Below are 23,977 nucleotides of genomic sequence, written 5' to 3'. Positions count from 1 at the left end.
CATGAAAAACCCCGCACTTTGGCGGGGATAAATTTTTTTAGTGTTAACAACAGTTGATTGCTGTTAGTTATTTGACATAACCAACAACAAACAACCAGCTAACAACTAATTAAAAAGTGAAGGTGGTACGAAGGGTACCAACGTACACAGTATCGTTGTTGTCGTTATGCTCAGGGTTGAAGATGGCTAGGAAACCAGGAGTAATAGAGATGTTGTCGGTGAGTTGGTATCTGTAGAGTGCTTCTAGGTGATAGGAAGTGTCATCATCTTCACGAGCACCTATATCATTATCAGTGACTTTGGGTGGTTGACCAAACTGAAGACCGAGCAAGTTACCCTCTTTACCAAAGTCTTTAAAAGCTACGTTAGCCATCCAATAGAAAATATCGGCATTATCGCCTCTATTGGCACCACTCCTTGCTTCTGCGTTACTGAAGCCTACCCAACCGCCAACAGTCAGCTTAGAACTGGGCTTGAAGTTAACTTGGGCGCCATAATGGTTAGCAGAAGTTCTAACATTACCAAATGGTTGGCTAGCGTTGGAGCTACCTGTAGAAGAAAACAGGTTAACACCACCAACATTATTTTGATAGCTACGGGCGTAAGTCAGACCAACGTTAAACGCTCCAGTTGGCCGGAAACCAACCTGAGCAAGGGCAGCAAAGTTGCCATCAAATAAACCAGCTCCGCTTACGGGATCACTAGCAACGTTATTACTACCGCCAGCTAGATAACCTATAGCTGCGTTGAAAGCTGATCCTTGAGGCTGGAAGCTAACAGTTATACCTGCACCACCAGAACCTTGGCGATAAATGGGGCTGAAGCGACCATAACGGGAAATAGCACCTCTTCCAGAGCTAGCAAATTCAGAGAAGTTAGGAATGTTTTCCCAGAATTCACCATTGTTAGCATCTACCTTGACACGAATCGCATCACTGAGGTTGAAAGCGTAGTTGATTTTATCGATTTCAACGTCGTTGCCAGTATCGTTGTCAAAGGAGAGGCGGGCCATGTTAGTACCAGTTGCAGAACCAAAGTTAGGTACATTGCCAGCCTGCAAACGAATTTGCAATTGGTCTGAACCAGTGAAACTGCTGTTCAAACTTAAACGAACCCGGTCTGAGAAAGTAATATTGTCATCTATATCGGTCCCAGTACCGTTGGCTCTTTCATCTCCAAAGGGTGCGCCGAGATTAAAAATTGCTTCCCCGACTAACTTTGTAGTAGTGGAAAACTGGTTTGCTTCCAACTCAGCAGTGCGAGCTTCCAAAGCATCTACACGACCACGCAAAGTTGCTAGTTCCGCAGAAAATTCTTCTTGCAAACGCTGTAGGGTTGCCAAGTCTTCCTTAGTTACCAATTCAGCTGTTGCTGTGGCAATTAGTTCATTAACCCGGTCTAAACAAGCATTCAAACCTGCGGCAAATTCATAGCGGGTCATGGGGCGGTTACCGCGATAAGTACCATTGGGGTAACCTGCAATACAACCATACCGCTCAACTAGAGACTGTAAGGCTTGGAATGCCCAGTCTGTAGGCTGTACGTCGGAAAACTGGGAAACAGATGTAACCTGGCCCATGCTGTCAGCAGATCCTTGGGACAACTGAGCTACAGAAGTCACGTCTTGATTAATTTCCTGCTTTACTTCTGCTGCGAAAGCATTGTTTGCTGCAAATAATGTGGCAGCAAAAACAAGCGGACTTAACTTCAGGGCGTTCCAGAATGGTTTTGTCATTTCGTTTTTAGTCTCACTCACACCTACTGGGTTAATCATGGTATATTTCTTCAAGGCGTTTTTTTACTTGAATTATCACCACGATTTTCAGTAATAATTCTACCAAAAGAGGCGGTGATTAACGCAAGTACTCACCGCCTTTTTTAATTGTTATTTAATTACTATATTTAGATAAACGTAAAATGATTCTGCGTTTGTGACGTAACAAGTTACCTTCGTCCTCGAATTGCTGCAGAAGGCGCGTTACTGTCACTCTTGTTGTGTTTAAAACTTCTGCCATCTCTTGATGAGTAACATTGAGTTCAATCAACTTGCCTTGTTCTACATCCCGACCGAATTTTTCACTTAGCCAAACCAAAAATTGCCACAAACGCAGAGAGATTGGTTTTCTATGGACAATGCTTAACAGTTCCTCTGCTTGTTGAATATGAGTCATGAGAGCATTGACATCTTGATTCCAATGATGTGGTGGTACTACACTCACTTCAACACTAGTTAAGCATTCTATTTGGTAAGGCTTAACTCTAGAAAGAGGATAACCAACTAAATCTCCTGCTCCCCAATATCCCAGAGTAATGAATGTTCCATCTTCGCTCCAAGTTAAGGTACGTACTGCCCCACGCTCGATTCGCCACAATACGTCGTTACGTGGTGGGATAACTTCTCTGCGAGTAAAGATGCGTTGAGGGAAATTGGGTGATAAGCTACTCTTATGTGATGCAATTGAATTTTGTATGTGACTGCTGGAATAGATCATTGGTGGTGTTGTTGGGTTAGGATTTTAATCAGTTCAAAGGAGTAAATATAGATAACAAATTTAATTGCGGTATCATACATTACTTGCCAAAGCTGTGAACTTGTGGCTAAAGTCATCTAGAGAAAAACTAAGTTAGTGTTGATGACCATTAGTTCAACCAAAAGATGGATGTCTGGTGTAGAAAAATTTTGTAACCTAGAGAACACTTGTTTGACTTGGAAAAAGGCAAAATCGTCACATGAGTCTAAGAGTTGCTTTTTGGACTCATGCTTACGCTAATGTCGCTGATTCACAAGGGGTGAATATGGCTTTGGTGTAAGGGATTTTTGGCGGATTTTAAAGCATATCGAATATTAATAAATAGTGGTTACTGAGTTGGTGGTGTGCCATAGTGTCGACTTTTGGGTAGTTTTGATACTTCCAAAGAAAGAGATTACTAAAAAGCTTAACTTGCAAGTATGCAGTAATACTAATCCAAATGTGCAGCTATTTGCTTAATTCTTGGTGAATTATTATTGCAGTATAGATTAATTGACAATTATTGTCAATTAATGATGACTTGGTAACGACAACAACTGCTGGTTTGGGAGGTGTATCAGCGCTTTTTGTAGGCCAATTGGAGCCAATAGGGACTTGGCGAGTTTGCAAAAATTCTTCACCTGTTGTAGTCATTAATAGGAATTCCCTGCTTTCTTGGACTTGGTTCTTACGAATACCATTTGCTTCTCCAGGATGCTGTATAGAAATAAACATTGATTTTTCGTCAACAGTAAAACAAGGTCCTGTGATTTCACACTCTACAGGGCCAGTACCAAAGAGAAAAGCCTTGCCTGCATCATCTCCCTGAGTAGGGATTAACCAGATGGCATTATTACCAAATAAACCAGAAATAGCCGTAGCTTTACCATTACTGTCAGTACGATTTTTAACAGACTGATTCATTCTCCCTGTGGACACGTCTGTCACCATCCAGATATTGCCATTTTTATCCAGTAACAAATTATCAGGATTGGCAAAACCCATAGCACCAGCAGCTGGTTCTCCACCAGTGGCTAACATCTGCAATCGAAAGGTAACTGCTGCGGGATCATTGCTATCTTCTGTAAGACGCATCACCCAGCCATACTCATAGGCAGTTTCACCTTTGGGACCCTTGAAAACTCTGACATCTGGACCACCCTCTTGATCAGGAGAACCAGAGGTAAAGCTAATATACAAATCTCCATTTGCTGCAACCTCTGTATCCTCTGGACGAGCAGTACAAGTTGCACCGACAGCATTGGCTGCGTAGTGAGCATCAATTAAGATAGCGCCTTGTTTTTCTTCTGTGTTACCACTGTAGAGATCACCTAAATTCTGAAACTTTTGTTTATATTTAGCGATTTCTTGATCTTTGGCGATCGCTAAGTAATCACCTTCTGCTTCCTGAGCAGTTTTTGCTTGGGGGCTTTTTGGTAATAAAATCAGGTTGCCTGCGATGTTGCTAGGAAGGTCTGGATCTATTGGTGTATCTACTTTTAACGGTATCCAACGACCAGTACCATCGGAGTTAAACTTGGCAGCATAGAGTATGCCTTGAGTCAATAGCTGAGAATTAGCTTTATTTTTGGGGTCTTGAACCTTGTCGCGGCTGACAAATTTGTAAATGTGTCCTCCTCTGCGATCGCATCCTGAATAGAATGCCAATGGTTTACCTGCTTCGACGCGCACACCTACAGCTTCATGACGATAGCGTCCCAACCACCTATGTTTTGTGCCATAGTCATTAGGATTGGCGGGATTTATTTCTACAATCCAACCGTATTTATTCCCAGCTAACCCAAAAACATTACCCTGTCCGTACAGTTCCTCATCACCCAAAGCAAAAGGACGTTTGCTGGGATCTAAAGAAGTACCATCAGAGTATACAGCTTCCGGGACTTGGGTTTGAAAATTTTCTTCTGCACTGAGGACTGTACCCCAAGGAGTTATTCCACCAGCACAGTTGCCAAAAGTACCAATAATGCGATCGCCTAACTGATTAATATATCCCTGTCCCTGTTGCTTGCGAAATACAGCTACCGCAGCGCCAGTTGCTTTTAAGTATTTGCCATCATTTAAACCGGAGATACCAGAAATTCTTCTATCTGCTGGAGAATTAGTACGTTCCCATCCCCCCAGAGAATTTAGTGCTACTGCATCTGCACTCCCTCCCATTAACAGCAAAAAATCTCTACGCGTGATACTCATCAGTTTGGTTAATTACACATAAGCCACTGTTAGATGGCAAACATTTTAAGTGGTCATTGGTTAATTTAGTAGTCAAAGTTTAAGAACAGGTAAGCTTTTTGTGAAATGTAAGTTAGATCACAATTGATTTCGGTTACTGTTCTGGTTTTATCAACTTTGGGAGTGTAATAAAGAAGACAGGAGGCAAATAAACGCAGATAGATTATTCATGATGGGCAGTTTGAGAAAAACTCTGCATTCCTTTGCGTTCTCCTCTGCGTTCCTTTGCGTTTATAAACTCTACAAGTTTCTGACTAACAACCATTTAAATGTAAATTTAAGTCAATTTTCATTAAGAAACTAGTTGAATATAATAATTTCTTATCTAAATAATTGACTTTTGCTTGCTAACTGATGGTAAATTATTTGATGTTAATACCTGAGCAGCAGAGGCAAAGCCTCTTGCCCGTTTTCTACTTTTTGCATTTCCTAGTGACGCTGACCTGTGACAATATATGCCACTCGTTGACCAATATTCGTAGCATGGTCTGCCATGCGTTCTAAATGACGTATTACTAGTACCAGCAACAAAATAGGTTCAATTACGCCAGGCACATCTCTTTGATAAGCTAAAGTTTGATAAAGATGTTCGTAAGCACTATCTACAGCATCATCTAACTGTTTGATACTGCGTCCACCGGCTGCATCTAAATCTGCTAAAGCTACCAAACTAGTTGCTAGCATTGCCTGAGCGTGATGCGACATCGTGGCAATTTCTGGTAAAGAAGGGTGGGGCGGATAAGGAAAAATTTTAACTGCAATTTCAGCTAAATCCTTAGCGTAGTCCCCTATTCGCTCTAGGTCACGCACCAATTGCATAAAAGCACTCAAACAGCGCAAATCTTGAGCGACAGGGGCTTGCATTGTCATAATCGCCGCACAATCTGACTCTATTTGCTTGTAGAAGTGATCTATTTGTTTATCTATATGGGGAAGTTCCTCGGCTGCTTTTAAATCACGGGCAAATAGCGCCTGGTGGCTGAGGCGAAAGGATTGTTCTACCAAAGCTCCCATGCGCAAGATATCTCGCTCTATGCGCCTGATTTCGCGTGTTAACTGGGTTGTTCCAGAGTTAGGATCATATATAATGGCTTTCACGCTTGTATTCTCAAACATGAAGATATTTTTAAATATAGTCTTGGCTTTAAGAATTTGCCATGACCTCGGGTAATACAAACTGTATCCATGCTCCACCTGTGACGGGGTGATTCATGGCTTTGATGGAACCGTTATGAGCCAGAATTATTTGACGGACGATCGCCAAACCTAAACCACTACCGACTAATGTTGTTGTAGAACAGGTTTCTACTGTTTTGTCACGAGCGCGTGCTTGATCTCCCCGATAAAATCGTTCAAAAACATGGGGTAGATCTGCCTCGGTAAAACCCACTCCAGAGTCAACAATATTCACTTCAAGATTGGCTGATGTAGTTGGTTTAGCACTACTATTATTTTCTACATTTAAGATTTTTGTTTCAACAGTAATAGTACCGCCAAAAGGGCTGTACTTGATACTATTGTCCAACAAATTCAGGAAAACTTGGTAAAGACGCGAAGCATCTGCATTAATCAATATATTTTCTGGTCCTTTATAGATCAGCTGGACTTGATAGCGTGCTGCTAGGGGTTCAAGACTTTCCCAGACTTTGCTAATTAGCGATCGCACTTCTGTAGATTGGCGGTTGAGTTTGAGGGTGGGATCGGTTTCCAGTTGGGTGAGTTCTAGCCAGCTTTGCACCAAAGAAATCAGTCGGTCAACTTCCTGCATGAGGCGATCAACCCAGCGATCTAAAGGTGCTTCAATGCGGTCTTGCAAAGTTTCTACTACCAACCGAATAGAGGTTAATGGCGTTCTTAGTTCGTGGGCTAGGTCGGAGAAAGCGCGGTCACGTGCTTGGTTAATTTCTAGCAGTATTTGGCGATTTTCCAAGAATACGCCAACTTTTCCCTGGGATAAAGGCAAGCTAGTAGCTCGCAATACCACAGGTTTCTGTTCTAACATTGCAGCTGCATTTTCACAAGAGGGGTGAAATACCCATTCTTTGATTTGAGATTGCTGGCGATCGCGAGTTTGTTCAATCAACTGGTCTAGTTCATAAGAGCGCACTAATTCTAATAACAACCGTATTTGTCCTGGTTGCCATCTTTGCACATACAAGATCTCTCGCGCCTGCTGATTACACCACAGCATCTGATTTTCTTCATCTACCTGCAAGTATCCTACTGGCGCCGACTCTAACAGTACTTGATAATTATTAATAATTTCTTGCAAGTATAACTGCTGCTGTTTCAACTCAGCAATTTCGTGCCGCAAGCGTGGAATCAGCGGTAGTGCAATATCACTAGGTTGTGATTTTAATGAGGGCGGTATTTTTCCGATCAGGCGGCGCAGTTGCACCATTTGGCAAATCCAAACCCCTAAGCCGATTGTCAAACCAAAAAGAAAACTAAATACTAACATCACAAGTTGTTAGTTGCTTTCGCACAGATCATACTAACAACTTAGCCAAATCTATAACCAAAACCGCGTACAGTCACAATATATTCAGGACGGCTAGGATCTTGCTCTAGTTTTTCCCGTAACCAACGGATGTGAACATCAACTGTTTTACTGTCTCCGACAAAATCTGGTCCCCAAACTTGATCTAGTAACTGTTCTCGTGACCATACCCTGCGGGCGTAACTCATAAACAGTTCTAACAAACGGAATTCCTTTGGTGAGAGACTCACCTCTTGACCACGAACTAGGACGCGACACTCTTGTGGATATAAGGTGATTTCTTTATACTGTAGTGCTGGTAGTTGTGGTAAACTGCTCAAGCGCTGGCGACGCAGCAAAGCACGACACCGGGCTACTAATTCCCTCATACTAAAAGGTTTGGTTAAATAGTCATCAGCTCCCACTTCTAAACCTAAAACACGATCAGTTTCACTACCTTTGGCACTGAGCATGAGAATAGGTACTGGGTTGCCTTGATAGCGCATTAAGCGGCAGACATCTAAACCATTAATGTGAGGTAGCATCAAATCTAGGATGACTAAATCAAAAGTAGGTTCCCCTAAGTTGGCGTCAAAACTTTTTAACTGTTCTACGGCTGAGCGTCCATCTGCCGCTGTTACCACTCCATAACCCTCCTCCTCCAAAGCCAGAACAATCATTTCTCGGATGAGTTCTTCATCTTCGACAACTAAAATACGACTTCTTTGACCGATGTCTGTCGTTGGAGAATACTTAGTTGATTCACTAGTATGCATTGATGCTCACGCAACTCTGTAATTATGCTGTATCTATGATATTTATCAGACAACCGCACTTTTACGCTTGTTTGACATAAAACAATGATTTTTGGTAATTAATATGACAATATGCCATTTATTATAAACCATCTAAGCAACAAAAATATAGGATAATTTCATAGAAGATTGCTGGTAATTAATGGTTGATAGTAATTTTCTTGTAGAAAGACCTAAACGAAATATTCCGAATAATTGCTGATTTTTGGAAATTTCGGCTTTAATTCATGGAATTTGCGATTCCTTTTTTTTCATCTCATATCTTCAATCTCAGCATTAAACACCTCCCCAACTTCTAGTTGGGGAGGGGCATCATACAGTCATCCGATTTTGGATTTTAGATTTTGGGAAAATATCAAATCAGCCATGTAAGGTAAAATTCCAAAAGCATGAAAATACCTCTTGCTTTTTCCCGGATTCCAGTTCCCTATTTTTATTGAAGCAAATTATTAGGAACCTGCTCAGGAACAACCCAGAGATAAAGAGTAGAGCCTTGTACCTGCACCGTCTTCTGTGGTTTCCACTCACCCATATCAAAGGCATGGGAAACAATACGAGTGCCTGGTTTGAGTTCTTGTAAAAGTTTGGGTCGGAGTCTCAAATTGACATCAGGCAGCAAGTATAGTGTTACTACCGTTGCATCATCAAACTGGGTTTGAAATAGATCTTGTTGTTGGAATGTAACGCGATCGCTTACTCCTGCTTTTTGAGCATTAGCTTTGCTTTCCTGTACAAGTTCGGGATTGATTTCTACACCTACGGCACGACGAACACCATATTTTTGGACTGCGGTGATGGGAATACGTCCGTCACCACTACCAAGATCGTAAACCACATCATTTTTACTGACTTGTGCCAGTTGCAACATGGCATTTACAACTTCTTGTGAAGTCGGTACATAAGGCACATCAGGTTTTGGAGTTTCTTGGAACTGAGTTGTTATAGCTGGTGTTTGTGCATCTGCTTGCACATTACCCTGCTGATTCGTACATCCAACCACACTCAAACTCGCAGCACTAATTCCAGCCACAAGTAAAATTAGCATTCGTCGTAATTGCATGATTTTTCTCCTTTGACTGATAGAGTTGGTTGTTGATTGTTAGTAGTTAGTGGTTAGGAATCAGTGAACAGTTAACAGTACTAAGCGGAGTGAGTAATAGAATTTGATAACTGATAACTGACAACTGAACTACACTCCCTACCTCCTTCACTTATTCCTCAACAGGTACCGATCCCAGTACAGCAACGGGATTGCACAAATAACGGCTACCACACCAACTATTGCCCCCACTCCCGTATAAGCCAAACTGGAGTAGAGTAAATAGCCACAGACAAGACAAAATAGCAAAGGCAACCAAGGATAAAGTGGCACTTGAAACGGGCGACTAATATGGGGTTCCTGCATTCGCAATATAAACAGTGATATGCCAGAAAGTAGGAAGAAAAACCAAAATACAGGGGCTGTGTAGTCTACCATTGTTTCAAAACCGTTACGGGTGATACTGCCTAGCCCCACCAAAGCCAGGGAAATCGCTCCCTGCAACAGAAAAGCCATACCGGGAGTACTTTTTTGATACTGCCAATTTCCCATAAATCGAAACAGTGAAAAGTCCTGTGCTAAGGCGTAGTTGGTACGTGCCCCTGTTAAAATAGTGGCGTTGATTGCCCCTAAAGCAGAAACTGCAACCAGCAGACTGATAAAGAATGCTCCCACTTCACCTAAAGCCTGACGCATCAAAGCAGCTGCGACTGCTTGCGACTGCGCCATTTCCACCAATCCCAATCCCCGCAAATAAGCTAGATTGATCAACAGGTAAATGCTGGTGATAATGCTAATACTCCAAAGTAAAGAACGGGCTATATTTCGCTGTCTATTTTTGATTTCTGCTGAGATATAGGCTGCCTCGTTCCATCCACCATAGGATAGTAAGACAAATACCATTGCTAATCCCCAGGTGCCTTCAGAAGTAGGGGTAGTAGGAGGAGTAGAGGGGTTAGAGGGAGTTGCAAAGGAAAGTCCAATAATTACCACTAGTAGCAAGCCAAGGACTTTTGCTATCGTCAGTAAATTCTGTGTCCATTTACCCTGCTGCAAACCGAAAATGTTTAATGCTGTTAATACAGCGATCGCAATTGCTGCATAAAGCGCAGAGGAAAAGGCTCCAAGTGGCAAAATTTGGGAGATATAATCACCAAAAACAAATGCCAACAAAGCAATTGAACCTGTCTGAATGACTATCATCCGCGCCCAGGCAAATAAAAAGGCGACTTTCTGCCCAAAGGCGCGCTTGAGATAGTGGTAATTACCCCCCACATGGGGATAAGTCGTTGCTAACTCGGCGTAACATAAAGCCCCAATGAAAGATACCGCACCTCCTGTTAACCACAACAGCAGTACAGCAACATTACTACCTGCATTAGCCGCAACTAAAGCGGGGCTTTCAAAAATGCCCGCTCCGATTACAATACCGACTATTAAGGCTACAGCATCGCCAAATGCCAATGAGGGCTTAGGTGCTGCAACTTCATTTGTTCCTGTCTGCTTTGATAAGGCATAATTTTCACTTTTCATATTTGATAGAGAAAGGGAAAAGGTAAAAGGGTGAGCATCAGAACTTTTTCTGCTTACCCTCTAACCTCACCCCAGTTTGTGATAGTTAATGTGGTGAACCTTATGGTAAGAGGGAGTAGTGACTAAATTTCCCTATCTCTAGGGTTAAAAATAAATGTGACTTAAAAATGACAGCGGGAAATTAATAAGTCGGTGCATACGTATAAATCAATGCAGTAGTGGCGCGCTTCTCCCTTGACAACAACAGATGAGCTTGAATATACTTAGTACATAAGTACTAAAACAAAATCCAACCTGCGTTCTTTAACTTCAGTCTTTGACTAGAAGTCAGTCAACGTTAGGAATAGCAACCTCAACAACAAAGTCATTTTCATTTCAGTATTTCCACAGATCTGAAAATACTGTTTTCAAGGCTACCCTCAACACAGTACAGGGTTAGCCGCAGTCTTGCTTGCTACCAAAAAATAATGCACATTAACTGGAGTTTAAGTATGAGCATAGTTGCTGCTAAGGATAGTAAACAACAACTATTACAAGCATTTCAGCAAATTTTGGCAGATAAGAAAAAGCTAGAATCAAAAATAGCTACCAAACAGGAAGAAGCAGAAAAGGCAAAAAATAAACAAATTTTAGAAGTAGCTTCGACATACACAGTTGATAGTATTATCAAAGGTTTAGCAGACTTGCAATTAGAATTTGGTGGTATAGTCACTACACTTTCTGACAAATTAGCCAAAGAAAATTCTAAGTTAGATGAACTAAACCGCGCTATCGAAATTGAAACTCAAAACTTAAAAGAACTTCAGCAAATTAGAGTGGTAGCAGATACATTAGACATACTCACTCAAGAACATCAAGAAAAGCTGAAAACTCTAGAACAAGATACAAATAGTCAGCGAGACACCCTAGAAAAAGAAATAGAAAAAACACGAAAAGATTGGCAGCGAGAGCAGGAAACACATGCAGAATCAGTCAAAGCCTTCAATGAATTATTAGCAAAACAAAGAGCTTTAGAAGCAGAGGAATATCAATATAAATTAGAAAATAAGAAAAAAATAGACACAGATGCTTTCCAGGCGAAAAAGCGTCAACAAGAAAGACAAATAGAAGAAAGTAATCAAGAAAAAGAAAAAAATTGGTCAGAAAGAGAAAAAATACTTTCTGCAAATCAATCATTATTCACAGAATACCAACAAAAAATAGCAGCATTTCCTGTCGAACTGGAAGAAGCAGTGAAAAAAGCTAGAGAAGAAGCTATCAAAGAAACTAGTCAAAAAGCAAAAGTTGAAGCAGATTTATTTGAAAAAGAATGGGAAGCCACTAAACAAAGCTATGAACTCAAAATTCAATCATTAGAAGAAATTATTCAGAAACAAATTGAACAAATAGAAGGAATATCATCTCAACTTCAGACCACATTAAAACAAGCTCAAGATTTAGCTTTGAGAGCTTTTAGTAATTCTGATAAATAGTTTCACAGTCAAAATCAACTTGAAAACAACAAAAACCGAGGTTTATTATGCCAAGCAAAAAACCTAATGAAAGAAATACTAAGTCAGAGATATTGGAAGCTTATAATGAAATTTTTAAAGAGAAAGCAGCTCTAAAATCTCAACTAGAACAATTAGCAAAAGAACGTGATTCTGTACAAAAAAATCAGATAAACTCAACTATAGAAAATAAAGCAATGATGAATCAAGCAGTAACTATTCAACAAAAAATGAACTTTACTATTGAAAGTCTCGCGAAAATTCAGCTAGGCTTTGGTAGTGCTGCGAATGAATTGTCAGAACAACTCACAACGCAAGCATCCAAATTAGCAGAAATTAGACAATTAGTTGAAAATGAAGTGCAGCAATTAAAAGAACTACATAATTTAGAAATTTCTGAAGATATCCTAGATAATCTCATTCAAACTTATGAAGAAAATGCTAAAGCTTACCAAGAAGAATTCAGCCAGCGTTCGGAAACTTTAATGCAAGGACATCAAGAACTAAGACAAGCTTGGGAAAAAGAAAAAGAAGACTACAAAATATCAATTAAAGAGCGGGATGAAAACCTCAAGAAAACTCGACAAAGAGATGCAGAAGAATATAAATATAATCTAGAACTACAACGTAAACTAGAGATGGATGAATACGAGCAACAGCAAAAAACTTTATATAAAGAATTAGAAGAATTTCGCCAAGAAATAGAAAAACAATGGTCAGAAAGAGAGAAAGCGATCGCAGAAAAAGAAAAACAATTTGAAGAGTATAAAGCTAAAGTCGAAGCTTTCCCTAAAGAAAAAGAAGCAGCAATCAAAAAAGCAATAGAAGAAGGTAGAGGTATCGCTCATTACCAAGCTAAAGTCAAAGCAGATTTATTTGCTAAAGAAGTGGAAGGGCAAAAGCGTTTTTATGAGCAAAGGTTGCAATCTTTAGAACAGACTATTAATAATCAAGAAACACGTATTCAAAATCTCTCTAAACAACTAGAATCTGCCTTGAAACAAGTTCAAGATTTGGCAGTAAAAGCTATTGAAGGATCTGCAAATATAAATTCCTATCAAGCAATCAAAGAAATAGCTTTAGAACAAGCTAAAAGCCAAGTGAAGAATAAATAGTTTTGGGAGTTAGTTAGTAGGGTTTGTTACGGCACTAGTTAAATAAAGATAGTAAGCATAAACATTTTTACCGTAATACTAATTCCCTGTAAAACTTAAACATATTTGTGTTGTACCAGACGTGCCATGGCACGTCTCTACAGGATTTAAATATATCGTGATTAGCGTAAAATAGTATAACGCACCGTGATGAATGGTGCGTTGCGCTTCGCTATAACTTGCCCTACCAAGTAAATATTTACTTGATAAATGGTCTTTCATTCTTTTCTCTATTTGTTGTTATTATTAGTTTTAGGAGTTAAACCACGCTCTCTTCTCAGGGGTCTATCCTTAACTGGTGGTTGAGGTGGATTTGGTTTCTTACGAGACATGATTTTTAACCTTGAATTTGATTCTTATACTAATTACACAACAGTTGTTATCACTTCCAGAAATATTTAAAATAAAATCCAAATTTAATAATTTATTATTACCAAGTTCTCTCAATAAGAAAATAGAGACGCAGAAAAAGCGCCTCTAAAAGAGAGGAAACCCATTATGAAAATTTAAAAACTCAAAATTAAAAATTAAAGTTGGTTATGAAAAAGCTAACTAGCTATCAGTCATTAAGTTTACTTACTTGAGCATTTAATGTATTACATATACTCAAGCTGTCTTTGGTTTGGAATTGTCGTTTTGGGCTTGAAGCTTATTGCTACCAGATTCAGTTTTAGGTTTATTTGTGACCGGAGGTTTTGGGCGAGACATAGTAACTAAGTAATTTTTAACTCTGTACAGATTGAACTACACCGTAGTAAATTCGGAATCCGGAAAATAAAAAAATAACTGACTATCAAGTCAGTTAAAAAATATTAAGCTCAAGAAAAGTATTTACTATTTCTGCGACATAATATCCTACGCAAAAGCTGAAAAACCTAAATCCGGGGGTATATCTTGAATACGCCCCGAACCAACAGCCCGAACTGCTTCTGAGACAGAGATATCACCAGTGTACAAGGCACGCCCAATAATAACACCTGTGACGCCTTGAGGTTCTAATGCTAGCAGACTAAGAAGATCCGTGAGCGAACTAACTCCACCAGAAGCAATTACAGGAATATTCATTGCAGCAGCTAATTCGCGTAAAGCATCTAAGTTTGGTCCTGCAAGAGTACCGTCACGGTGGATATCTGTGTAAATTACTGCTGCTGCTCCTAATTCTTGCATTTGTACAGCAAGTTGTGTTGCAAGTACTTCTGATGTTTCCAACCAACCACGAGTCGCTACTTTGCCATTACGAGCATCTATGCCGATAATAATTTGTTGAGGAAATTCTTGACACAGTTGTTGTACTAGCTGTGGTTGTTCTACAGCTACAGTTCCCAAGATAGCCCATTGTACGCCTAAATTAAATAACTGTTTTACACTGTTTCGTGTCCGTAAACCTCCACCTACTTCAATCGGTACGGACACTGCTTGAGCGATCGCTTCTATTGCCTTTAAGTTTACTAATTTACCTGCTTTTGCCCCATCCAAATCAACCAAATGAAGTCTAGTTGCACCCTCCTCTACCCATTGTTTGGCAACATCCACCGGATTTTCGCTGAAAACTTGTGAGCGATCGTAGTCTCCCTGATAAAGTCGCACACAACGACCTTCTAGTAAATCTATCGCTGGAATAACTTCCATAATTATCCTGAAAGTGGTTAGTGGTTGGTTGTTGGTTGTTAGTAGTTAATGGTTAGTAGTTAGTGGTTGTTAGTGGTTAGTGGTTAGTTGTTTACTCCTNCACACTCCACCCTTACGGGAAGCCGCTACGCGTCTACACACTCCTCACACTCCCCCATCTCCCCATCGCCCCTAATCCCCAGAGGGGACCGGTGAGTTCTCCACCTCCCCACTGCCCCTAATCCCCAGAGGGGACCGGTGAGTTCCCCACCTCCTACTCCCTAGTCTCTTTGATCACTGCTTGCCGAAAACCTAGCACAATCAAGATATTAGCAAGCGTCAAAAAAAATTCTGCACTTCCATGCAACCAATCAACATTTGCCAAAGATTGGTTGTAGTGCAGTTGAGCATAAATCCCAGCTGGGATAGTAACACCGACAAACACCAGGGTACAGTAAAATCCGTATAATGCCAACCGTGGCATTTGCTTGACTCTGCTAATAAACCACAAGAAACCCAAGTAGGGAAACAGTGACAGGATAAATAGGGTTTCTTTTGAAATCATTGCTTCGATTTAATACCTTCTGTAGAAGTTACTTGAGTGGCTATACCTGTAGATTTAGCATTGCGCCAAATCCACACCGCAGCAGCCCAAAGCGTAATATTACCAACTAAAGTCATAGTAGCTTGTAGTGTGACCAACCATTCTAGTGATTCTGCATTCTCAAAATAGTGCCAGGTGCAGGCACACATTGCACTCACTAAAGCTGGTAACATAGCCAAAGATAATGTCCACCAAGCACGGTTACCAGTCACTTCACCATATTGCCAAATTAGCCAAATGGCAGCAATCCACTCGATAACGCTAGAAACGTGAATGATCCAGGTGGGAATTGAAAGAACGTGCATGTTAGTCAATAGTCAATATTCAGTGAAATGAAGCATTTGATAGTTAATCATCAAACTCATAAATTATAGTTCGACAAAGCACTTAGTTTTGCCCCAATATCGCCTTTTTTAACAGTTATCAGTTATCAGTTATCAGTTATTGATTACTGTTCACTGATTTTAGACTTGAGCTATTAGGGCGCAGTTTAATTGTGGACTAGTCTTGATATGATCAAAAACTAGTGTCGAAATACACTGAAAATTTATCTTCTCAATTGTAAATATTTAAATATTTTGCTTGCTAAAGGCTCGAAACCATCACCAAATTCCGCTGGATAGTGTTGTACAGCCCAAAAAGCTTGACCGTTATATTCCGCAATAAATAAAACACCTACAATATTACTGTTTCCTTGTTGCCGAAAGACAATTTTTTCTTTTGCCCAAGGATATAAATCTTCTTTGGCTTGAGAACTATTAACTACTTGCCACTTGTTAATAGCAAATAAGCCTTTGGGTGCGAGTAGTCTTTGTTTTACCTGTTTCAATGTCAGCTGTTCACCAGGAAAGAAAAACTGAACATAGACATTTTTGTTGATTTTTCCATTAGGTTGCAGAGTATAAAACCATACTGTTGTTCCTTCTCCAGAACTGACTGTTTGGTCAACAAAACGATTAGCTGGGACATAGGTTGTAAAATTTAAACCTGGTTTGTTGTAGAGATTGAGCGTGATTTTCTGTTTTTCACCTTCCACGCTGATAGTGTCTGTGATGGTACTCGGTCTAGATTGGGAAGTAACAGCAGTAGTGGGTTGGTTGTTATTGAATTGATTACTAGATACTTGTTCTGTACAAGCAATGGATGTACCACAAATAAGTGCGATCGCTAATGAATATAAAATTCGGTTCATCATCTTTAATCTTGCTTTTATTTGCGTAGGAGCAGCACTAAAACTGACAATATAGTTCTATAGCCTGATCCTAAGAAAAGATAGAAGCAAGTAACCTCATGCAATTGGTTCACCAACTCAGGTGATATCTAATCGAGTGTAGCGAGTAAAAGAGTTACAAATTGTTTACCCAAAGGTAGGTGCAATAATTTTCTTCAAAAATCTACACTGCAAGTAAAATCGTATTTTCTATGGATGCTGATATTATGAAAGCAAGATGGATTATTACTGCGGTCTCAGCAGCATTATTTTTTGGCGGTAGCTTGTTTACATCTTTGCGCGATCCCTGGTTTCAGGGCTTGCGCCGTCCTGATTGGTTGACTTTTGAGTTTTTAATTCCGTTTATTTGGATATTTATTTGGATTTGCACCACAATCTCTGCAATTTTGGTATGGGACAAAAGCTCAAAAAGGTTTCGTCCTTGGCTCTTGATGGGGATATATGCAGCGATCGCCATTTTAACTTCAGCTTACAGTCCCGTTGTCGTAGAATTTCGTAGCTTGATTGGTGGAATGATTGTAGGCGGCTTAGCAACAGTTCTTGTTTATATTCTGGCTTTTTTAGTCAAGCCAATTTCCCAGACTGCTTCCTGGCTCTTTTTACCTTATGCCATTTGGGGTCCCATAGGCACTTACTTAACCTGGGTTTTGATTCAACTTAATTTTCAGTAATACTCACAAGACTGAATCAAAAGTTGTATAAGTTCCCACCCGCAAAGTTGACAGCAAAACTCTGTGTCCTTTGGCGTTGCAAATCCTCACTCTTTTACACAAGCATCAGCTTGTGACCAGCATTGCTTCAATCCAAAGTTTGAAATTTTCCTATTTTTAAGTCCTTAATTCAAAGTATAGGAAAATAATGATTCAGGCAAACAAGCACCGCTCAAATTCACATCATACAGATCAATATCATCTATGTTGGTGCAACTTAGATCCGCATAACGCAAGTCTGTTCTTGATAAAACAGCTTTAGACATATTCGCGTTATACAAGTCGACTTTACTCAAATTTGCACCAGTTAGATTTGTCTTGCTCAGATTTGCACCTGCCAAATTAGCACCAGTAAGGTCAGCATAGCGTAGATCCGCACCCTCTAGATTGGCATTACCCAAGTCAGCATAGCGTAAATCAGCTAGCCGTAGGTCTGCTCTAGTTAACATAGCGTTGTGCAAATCGGCTTTTGTGAGCATTGCTCGAATGAGACAGGCTTTGCTCAAATCAGCCCAAATTAATAAGCCTTCCCTTAAATCAGTCCTCCATAGGGTTGATTCTACAAATTTTGCTTCATTGAAATTCCCTCTGCGCAAACAAGCTCCTGAGAGATTAGCCCCACTCAGATTACTCTGACCAAAGTTAATTCCAACTAAACAGGTATCATTCAAGTTAATCCGTTGCAAGCTCATCTGCAAAAAATGTCTGTTGCCCGCAGCATAGCGTTTGAGAATGTCATCAGCATCCATGATTCCAATATTTATGCATAATTGCATTTTATTTTGTAAATTTATGTAAATAAATATAACAAAAATTAAAAAATAATCAATACTAAACTGCGAAAAGGGTGAAGGTGAAAGGATATTCACTCACGGAAACTGAGGGTATCTCCTTCATGTACTGGTTTTCCCTGACCCTATTTTTGACTTCCCTTGCTTTTGGTAGATGTTTTATATAACGATAAAAAGCTATCCCTATTGCAAAAAAGCAAACATAACTAGCAAATCAAAACCCATAAAAAAGGGAGTTGAGAATCTACATATATACATTTGCCCTTTGTTCCTTGTGCTTTCTGCCTTTTTGTACTAGCTATGTTTTATTAGCGTCATCTCCAGCAGTATTTTTTAAACCAAAATGACAGGCTCTCCTAACCCAGATAACCAACCTCAGTCTCATGACAATAGACGCTTCTGGTTCCTGCTGTTAAGTCGTACTGGTATGACTATATGTGTGATTTTGCTAGTTGGAATTGCAGGAGGTGCGTGGTGGGCTTGGACTTTTATCAACAATAAGTTAGCACCATTAGTACAAACAAATCTTCAGCAATTACTCGGACGACCTGTGCAAGTAGGCAAAGTTGAGGATTTCTCTTGGAATAGCTTGCGATTTGGTCCATCATCCGTGCCTGCAACTCCCACAGATCCAGATAATCTTAAGACTAAAGCTGTCCAAGTACAATTTGATCCTTGGCAACTAATTACAAACCGGACTTTAAAGCTTAATGTAACCTTAGTCCAGCCTGATATTTATATAGAACAGGATCAACAAGGTCGCTGGGTAACAACAGCAATTAAGCCTAGTGCAGAAGAACAGACGGGTTTTATTCAAACTGAATTGGAGGGGATTGAGGTTAAAAGTGGAGATTTAACTCTACAACCAACTTCCCAAGCAAAAAAAACCACAGCTGCTGTGGGATTTAATCAGGTCAACGGTTCGGCTCGTTTTCTAGAACGAAATCAACTGATTACCTTTAAATTCAATAGTCAACCTGCTAACGGTGGTGATTTACAAATTGTTGGCAATACACGCCCCAGCATCGGACAAACTAATCTCAAGATCAATGCCTCCCAATTGTTAGCATCTGATCTTTCTCGGTTAGTGGAAACGCCAATAGACATACTCGCTGGTCGTGTGGGTGGTGACTTAACAGTTCAATTACAACCGAATCAGCCAGAAGTTGCTATTTTTGGAAGCGTGGGATTAAATCAAATTACTGTACAAGTTGCTAACATTCCCACAAAACTTTCTAACACCACAGGTCAACTCAACTTCCAAAATCAACAAATTGCCCTGGAAAATGTGACTACGCTCTACGGTAGCGTCCCAGTGCAAGCCCAAGGAACGATCAATACCCAAACTGGTTATAATCTCACAGCACAGGTAAAGCCAGTTCAACTCCAGAATGTTTTAAACTCTTTGAATGTGAAGTCGCCTGTACCTGTAGCCGGAACAGTGCAAGCCAATATTAAAGTACAGGGGGCGCTACAAAAACCCATCGCTACAGGAACTGTTAGTACTGTCCAAGCTGCTCAAATCGATCGCCTCATTTTTAATCAAATTAGCAGTAGTTTGCGGCTGACTCCCAATGAACTAGTTTTTGCTAACATCCAAGCTACTCCTAACGTCGGCGGCAAAATTACTGGTAGTGGTCGAGTCGCTTTAGGTACTCAAAACCGAGTCGCTTTTAACTTGCAGGGGCAGAATTTACCAGGAGATGCGATCGCCAAGGCCTACGAAGCATCACCGCAAATTCAAATTGGCAATATAGTGGCAAACACGCAAGTTTCAGGTACTTTTGATAACTTGCAAACAGTAGTAAAAGCGGAAGCACCTGCTGCTACCTACCCTGCACGACTGGAAGTAGCTATTGATAACTCTGGAGCTGTGCGATTACAGGATGCTGCTGCCAAAGTCGCGGGGGGTACAATTACAGCAACAGGAAAACTCGTAGATAATCGCTGGCAAGGCGTGGTTAATGTAAATGGAATTGAATTAAGTAGTTTTCCTCAAGTGCCACCACAGTATCAACAAGGAACTGTCAACGGTGAATTTAATTTAGCTGGCACTACTGATTCCTTCCAACTTCCAAATATTCAAGCAACTGGTCAGGCGAGGCTCAATCTAGCAGAAAGTACCGTAAACCTCAGGGATATTCAGCTGAATAACGGTCGTTGGCAGGCAGTAGCGAATGCTTCCCGAATTCCACTGAGTCGTATCGCCGAAAATATACAAGGACAAGTCACTAATGCTAACTTACGCCTATCAGGAACGACCGATTCCTTCCAACTTGCAGATATTCAGGCCGCAGGCCAGGCGAGTGTTAATGTAGCATCAGGCACATTAAACCTGAATAATATTCGCCTCAATAACGGTCGCTGGCAAGCATTTGCTAATGCTTCTCAAATTCAACTTAATACTTTCTCCGAAAATTTACGTGGTCAACTCAATGGCCGCGTTGACCTAACGGGAACTGTAGCATCGTTTCAACCATCCGGCATTCAAGCAGCTGGACAAGTACGCCTTTCTCAAGGTTTAGCCCAACTGCAACAACCATTAACAGCACAATTTCAATGGAACGGTGAGAAGTTACGAATTGTACAGGCAACTACACCAGGTTTAAGGGCTGCGGGTACGGTGGCGATTTCCTTCGCAGACACAACCACGCCACAAGTGCAAAACTTCAATTTAGATGTATTGGCACAGAATTACAACTTGCAAAACCTGCCCTTCGAGTTGCCTGGTAATTTAGCGATCGCAGGTACACTTGATTTCAATGGCACAGTCACAGGCACTCCCAGCACCCCCATCGCCTCTGGTAACATCCAATTAGAAAACTTTAAGGTTAATGATTTAGCATTTGATCCTGTGTTAACTGGTCAGGTCAGTTATCAACCAGAACAAGGAAGCCAACTGCAACTGCGCGGTCAACAAGAGCAAATAGCCTTGAACCTTGCCCCCGACAATCGCCCGATATCATTTTTAATTAGACGTGATAACACTGTCGCCACTGGTAGAACTCAAGGAGACAATCTCCTAGTCAACCTACGAAACTTTCCCTTATCTGTAGCCCAAAGTTTAATTCCTGGTGGTGCAAGAAATATCGACCCAATTGCGGGAGATTTATCTGGAAACTTTGTCGTTAATTTAACCGATTCGTCTGTTGTCGGTGATGTGGCTATTACACAACCCCAGATTGGCAGATTTATCGGCGATGAATTTCGGGGACGAATTGGTTTTGCTGATGGTATCGCCAGTCTCTCACAAGGCGAATTGCGACAAGGTCAAGGTCGTTATCAACTCAGTGGTAAATTCCCGATAATAGGTAATCAACCCTTAAATTTTCAACTTAGCTTCGACCAAGCCAGAGTAGAAAACATATTATCCGCCCTCAATATCTATAACTTTTCAGACATTACCACTGGCTTTGAACCTCCAGACTTCGCTGGTGCAGAAGCACTTGCGACCGTACCTGTCGGTCAACCCAATGCATCTTTGGCAACCCAATTGCAGTTGTTTAATGAAATTTCAAACTTGGTAACGCAACAGCAGCAACAGCAACAAGCACGAGTACCAACCCTCGCAGAATTAAGTGGGTCAATTAGCGGACAAATTGAAGTTACAGGCACTTTACAAACAGGGTTGAATACCAGCTTTAACCTCACAGGTGCTAACTGGGTGTGGGGTGATTACAAAATTAACGAAGTTGTTGCCAATGGAAGTTTTGCAGATGGTGTTGTGAGGTTAGTACCCCTACGGGTGAATTTAGATGGATCACTCCTAGCTTTTAATGGACAGTTGAGTCAGGAACAACTATCTGGACAGGCGCGAGTCCAAGCATTACCTGTGGAACTGGTCGAGGCTTTTCTACCAAACCTACCTGTAGAAGTTACGGGTAATTTAAATGCTCTTGTGACTCTGGCGGGTAGTTTAAATAATCCGACTGCCATTGGGGAAATTGCGCTGGTAGATGGCAGTATTAATAACCAATCGATTCAAACAGCAGAAGTAAGTTTGAACTATAACAATGCTCGCTTGAATTTTGGTAGCACCATTTCAGTAACGGGAACAGGTACAGAACCAGTAGAAATTACAGGTAACATTCCATTTGAGTTACCTTTTGCTACAGTCAAACCAGACAGCAACCAAATTAGCCTCAATGCCTACGTAGAAAATGAAGGCTTGGCGGTATTAAACGCATTGACTAATCAAATCAGTTGGGTTGGAGGTGAGGGAAACGTCAATCTGCAAATTGATGGTACATTCAGCCAGCCCAATACTACTGGTATTGCCACAGTTAGAAACGCCACATTGAAATCTCCCAACCTCTCCCAACCACTGACAGATGTCACAGGAACAATTCGCTTTGCAGGCGATCGCTTCAACGTAGAAGGTCTACAAGGAAGATATAGTCAGGGACAATTAATAGCATCGGGTATCTTACCAATTTTTGCCACTCAGAACGCCCTACAGCAAGCAGCGACAGATCCTTTCACCGTCGTGTTAAACAATCTGGTAGTGAATCTACCACAATTGTATGCAGGAGGAATTAGTGGGAACTTAGTAATTAGAGGCACAGTTCAATCTCCTCAACTGGGTGGGAATGTACAACTCCAAGACGGTGAGATATCTTTAAACCAAAATGGTGAAGCTTCTCCAAATACAGGCGCAACACCTGCAAATAATTCTGTAACAAATAGCCAGATACTTCTACAAACACCTGCAACTACGATTAGAAACACTCCTCCGAAGCAGACACAAAGCACAGCCAATTCTTCACATTCTCCCAGCCCATCGTCTATTAATCTACCTATAGAATTGGCAGATTTCCGGGTGATTTTAGATGATGATGTGCGCGTCACCCAAGAACCATTGTTCAGCTTTGTCACAGAGGGAGACATTACCCTCAACGGTACTTTAGCAAATCCTCGTCCGCAAGGAGTGATAAATCTGAAACAAGGTCAAGTCAATTTATTTGTGACTCGATTTACCCTAGCACGTGGGTACGAACAAACCGCCACATTTACTCCCAGGCTAGGATTAGACCCGATTTTAGATGTGCGACTAGTCACATTGGTTCCACAATTTAACAGGAGTCGTTTACCGACCACACCTACATCCACCGAGATTAATGATTCTTCTGCCAACGCCTTAGGTACTTTCAGAACTATTCGGATTCAAGCTAGTGTACAAGGTCCTGCCAGTAGATTATCTGAGAATTTGCAATTAACTAGTGAACCTAGTCGCACAGAAGCAGAAATTGTGGCATTATTAGGAGGTTCTTTTATCAACGTCTTTGGTCAGCCTGATGCAACCAGCATTGGCATTGCTACTCTCACTAACTCTCAGATATTTTCTGACTTTCAAGGCAGAATTAGTCAACTGGCTGAAGCAATTGGTTTAAAAGAATTTCACATCTTTCCGACTATTGAACCTACAGGTAAGGGGGAAAGTTCAGTACTGAGTTTAGCAGCAGAAGCAGCAATTGGTATTTCTAACGATATTTCTTTTTCAGTATCACGGGTTTTTTATGGCAATGAATCTTTTCGTTACAACTTGCTTTATGAACTCAGTGATCAACTAGTCATCAGAGGTTCTACTAATTTAACTGATGAAAGTCGAGCAGAAATTCAGTACGAAACAAGATTCTAGCTCATTGAGAACTCAAACAACACCACTCAATAACCATCGGTGTTTATCGGTGTTCATCGGTGTTCGCCTTCCCAAAAAAATTGGACTATCGAGATAACTTGCAACCACAACCAAAATCGATGAAT

Annotated in this window: 17 protein-coding genes; 4 read left to right on the top strand and 13 right to left on the bottom strand. The window is 40.7% G+C overall.

Translation table 11 applies throughout. The features are described from left to right. Window positions 1–109 precede the first annotated feature (109 nt). The 8 genes from NIES592_RS11560 to NIES592_RS11525 form a co-directional block, all read right to left on the bottom strand. On the bottom strand, window positions 110–1,735 hold the full coding sequence (locus tag NIES592_RS11560; RefSeq protein WP_062250523.1) for an iron uptake porin: 1,626 nt from the start codon (window positions 1,733–1,735) through the stop codon (window positions 110–112). Window positions 1,736–1,889: 154 nt separating this feature from the next. Further along, complete coding sequence (locus NIES592_RS11555) at window positions 1,890–2,492, bottom strand: Crp/Fnr family transcriptional regulator (protein WP_073555800.1); 603 nt, start codon at window positions 2,490–2,492, stop codon at window positions 1,890–1,892. Window positions 2,493–2,978: 486 nt separating this feature from the next. Beyond that, the gene (locus NIES592_RS11550; RefSeq protein ID WP_256678116.1) at window positions 2,979–4,721 is read right to left on the bottom strand and encodes a PhoX family protein; all 1,743 of its coding nucleotides are present in this window, start codon (window positions 4,719–4,721) and stop codon (window positions 2,979–2,981) included. 468 nt (window positions 4,722–5,189) lie between these two features. Then, window positions 5,190–5,876 carry a phosphate signaling complex protein PhoU gene (gene phoU, locus NIES592_RS11545; RefSeq protein WP_062246469.1) on the bottom strand — a complete coding sequence of 229 codons (687 nt, stop codon included), beginning with the start codon at window positions 5,874–5,876 and terminating at the stop codon, window positions 5,190–5,192. Between the two features lie 28 nt (window positions 5,877–5,904). Further along, window positions 5,905–7,221: a sensor histidine kinase gene (locus tag NIES592_RS11540; protein ID WP_062246467.1), complete on the bottom strand. Its 1,317-nt coding sequence runs from the start codon at window positions 7,219–7,221 to the stop codon at window positions 5,905–5,907. 41 nt (window positions 7,222–7,262) lie between these two features. Next, entirely contained in the window at window positions 7,263–8,015 is a 753-nt protein-coding gene (locus NIES592_RS11535) for a response regulator transcription factor (protein WP_062246465.1), read from the bottom strand. Window positions 8,016–8,487: 472 nt separating this feature from the next. Beyond that, window positions 8,488–9,114 carry an SAM-dependent methyltransferase gene (locus NIES592_RS11530; protein WP_073555799.1) on the bottom strand — a complete coding sequence of 209 codons (627 nt, stop codon included), beginning with the start codon at window positions 9,112–9,114 and terminating at the stop codon, window positions 8,488–8,490. A 147-nt stretch (window positions 9,115–9,261) separates the two neighbouring features. Continuing rightward, entirely contained in the window at window positions 9,262–10,626 is a 1,365-nt protein-coding gene (locus NIES592_RS11525) for an APC family permease (protein WP_073555798.1), read from the bottom strand. A gap of 491 nt (window positions 10,627–11,117) precedes the next feature. Here NIES592_RS11525 and NIES592_RS11520 point away from each other — a divergent pair, with 491 nt between their 5' ends. Further along, a complete protein-coding gene (locus tag NIES592_RS11520) occupies window positions 11,118–12,098 on the top strand; it encodes a hypothetical protein (RefSeq protein WP_073555797.1) in 981 nt (326 codons plus the stop codon). A 47-nt stretch (window positions 12,099–12,145) separates the two neighbouring features. Continuing rightward, window positions 12,146–13,231, top strand: a complete 1,086-nt coding sequence (locus NIES592_RS11515) for a hypothetical protein (protein ID WP_073555796.1) — start codon at window positions 12,146–12,148, stop codon at window positions 13,229–13,231. Window positions 13,232–14,125: 894 nt separating this feature from the next. On the opposite strand, the gene hisA is transcribed toward NIES592_RS11515, so the two are convergent. From hisA to NIES592_RS11495, 4 genes are all read right to left on the bottom strand, one after another. Beyond that, complete coding sequence (gene hisA / locus NIES592_RS11510; RefSeq protein WP_073555795.1) at window positions 14,126–14,899, bottom strand: 1-(5-phosphoribosyl)-5-[(5-phosphoribosylamino)methylideneamino]imidazole-4-carboxamide isomerase; 774 nt, start codon at window positions 14,897–14,899, stop codon at window positions 14,126–14,128. A gap of 253 nt (window positions 14,900–15,152) precedes the next feature. After that, window positions 15,153–15,443 carry a DUF3593 domain-containing protein gene (locus NIES592_RS11505; RefSeq protein WP_009454030.1) on the bottom strand — a complete coding sequence of 97 codons (291 nt, stop codon included), beginning with the start codon at window positions 15,441–15,443 and terminating at the stop codon, window positions 15,153–15,155. Then, window positions 15,440–15,787, bottom strand: coding sequence for a DUF2499 domain-containing protein (locus tag NIES592_RS11500; RefSeq protein WP_062246455.1), 348 nt, complete (start codon window positions 15,785–15,787; stop codon window positions 15,440–15,442). Before NIES592_RS11500 ends, NIES592_RS11505 begins: the two co-directional genes overlap by 4 nt. A gap of 242 nt (window positions 15,788–16,029) precedes the next feature. Further along, the gene (locus NIES592_RS11495) at window positions 16,030–16,677 is read right to left on the bottom strand and encodes a hypothetical protein (RefSeq protein ID WP_256678115.1); all 648 of its coding nucleotides are present in this window, start codon (window positions 16,675–16,677) and stop codon (window positions 16,030–16,032) included. Window positions 16,678–16,919: 242 nt separating this feature from the next. On the opposite strand from NIES592_RS11495, the gene NIES592_RS11490 reads away from it, so the two are divergent. Continuing rightward, entirely contained in the window at window positions 16,920–17,384 is a 465-nt protein-coding gene (locus tag NIES592_RS11490) for a TspO/MBR family protein (protein ID WP_073555902.1), read from the top strand. Window positions 17,385–17,548: 164 nt separating this feature from the next. On the opposite strand, the gene NIES592_RS11485 is transcribed toward NIES592_RS11490, so the two are convergent. Then, window positions 17,549–18,172: a pentapeptide repeat-containing protein gene (locus NIES592_RS11485; protein ID WP_062246454.1), complete on the bottom strand. Its 624-nt coding sequence runs from the start codon at window positions 18,170–18,172 to the stop codon at window positions 17,549–17,551. Window positions 18,173–18,557: 385 nt separating this feature from the next. On the opposite strand from NIES592_RS11485, the gene NIES592_RS11480 reads away from it, so the two are divergent. Next, window positions 18,558–23,852: a translocation/assembly module TamB domain-containing protein gene (locus NIES592_RS11480; protein WP_073555794.1), complete on the top strand. Its 5,295-nt coding sequence runs from the start codon at window positions 18,558–18,560 to the stop codon at window positions 23,850–23,852. The last annotated feature ends 125 nt before the right edge of the window (window positions 23,853–23,977 follow it).

The sequence above is a fragment of the Fischerella major NIES-592 genome (genome assembly GCF_001904645.1).
GTDB lineage: Bacteria > Cyanobacteriota > Cyanobacteriia > Cyanobacteriales > Nostocaceae > Fischerella > Fischerella thermalis.
This window is presented reverse-complemented; position numbering and strand designations above follow the sequence as displayed.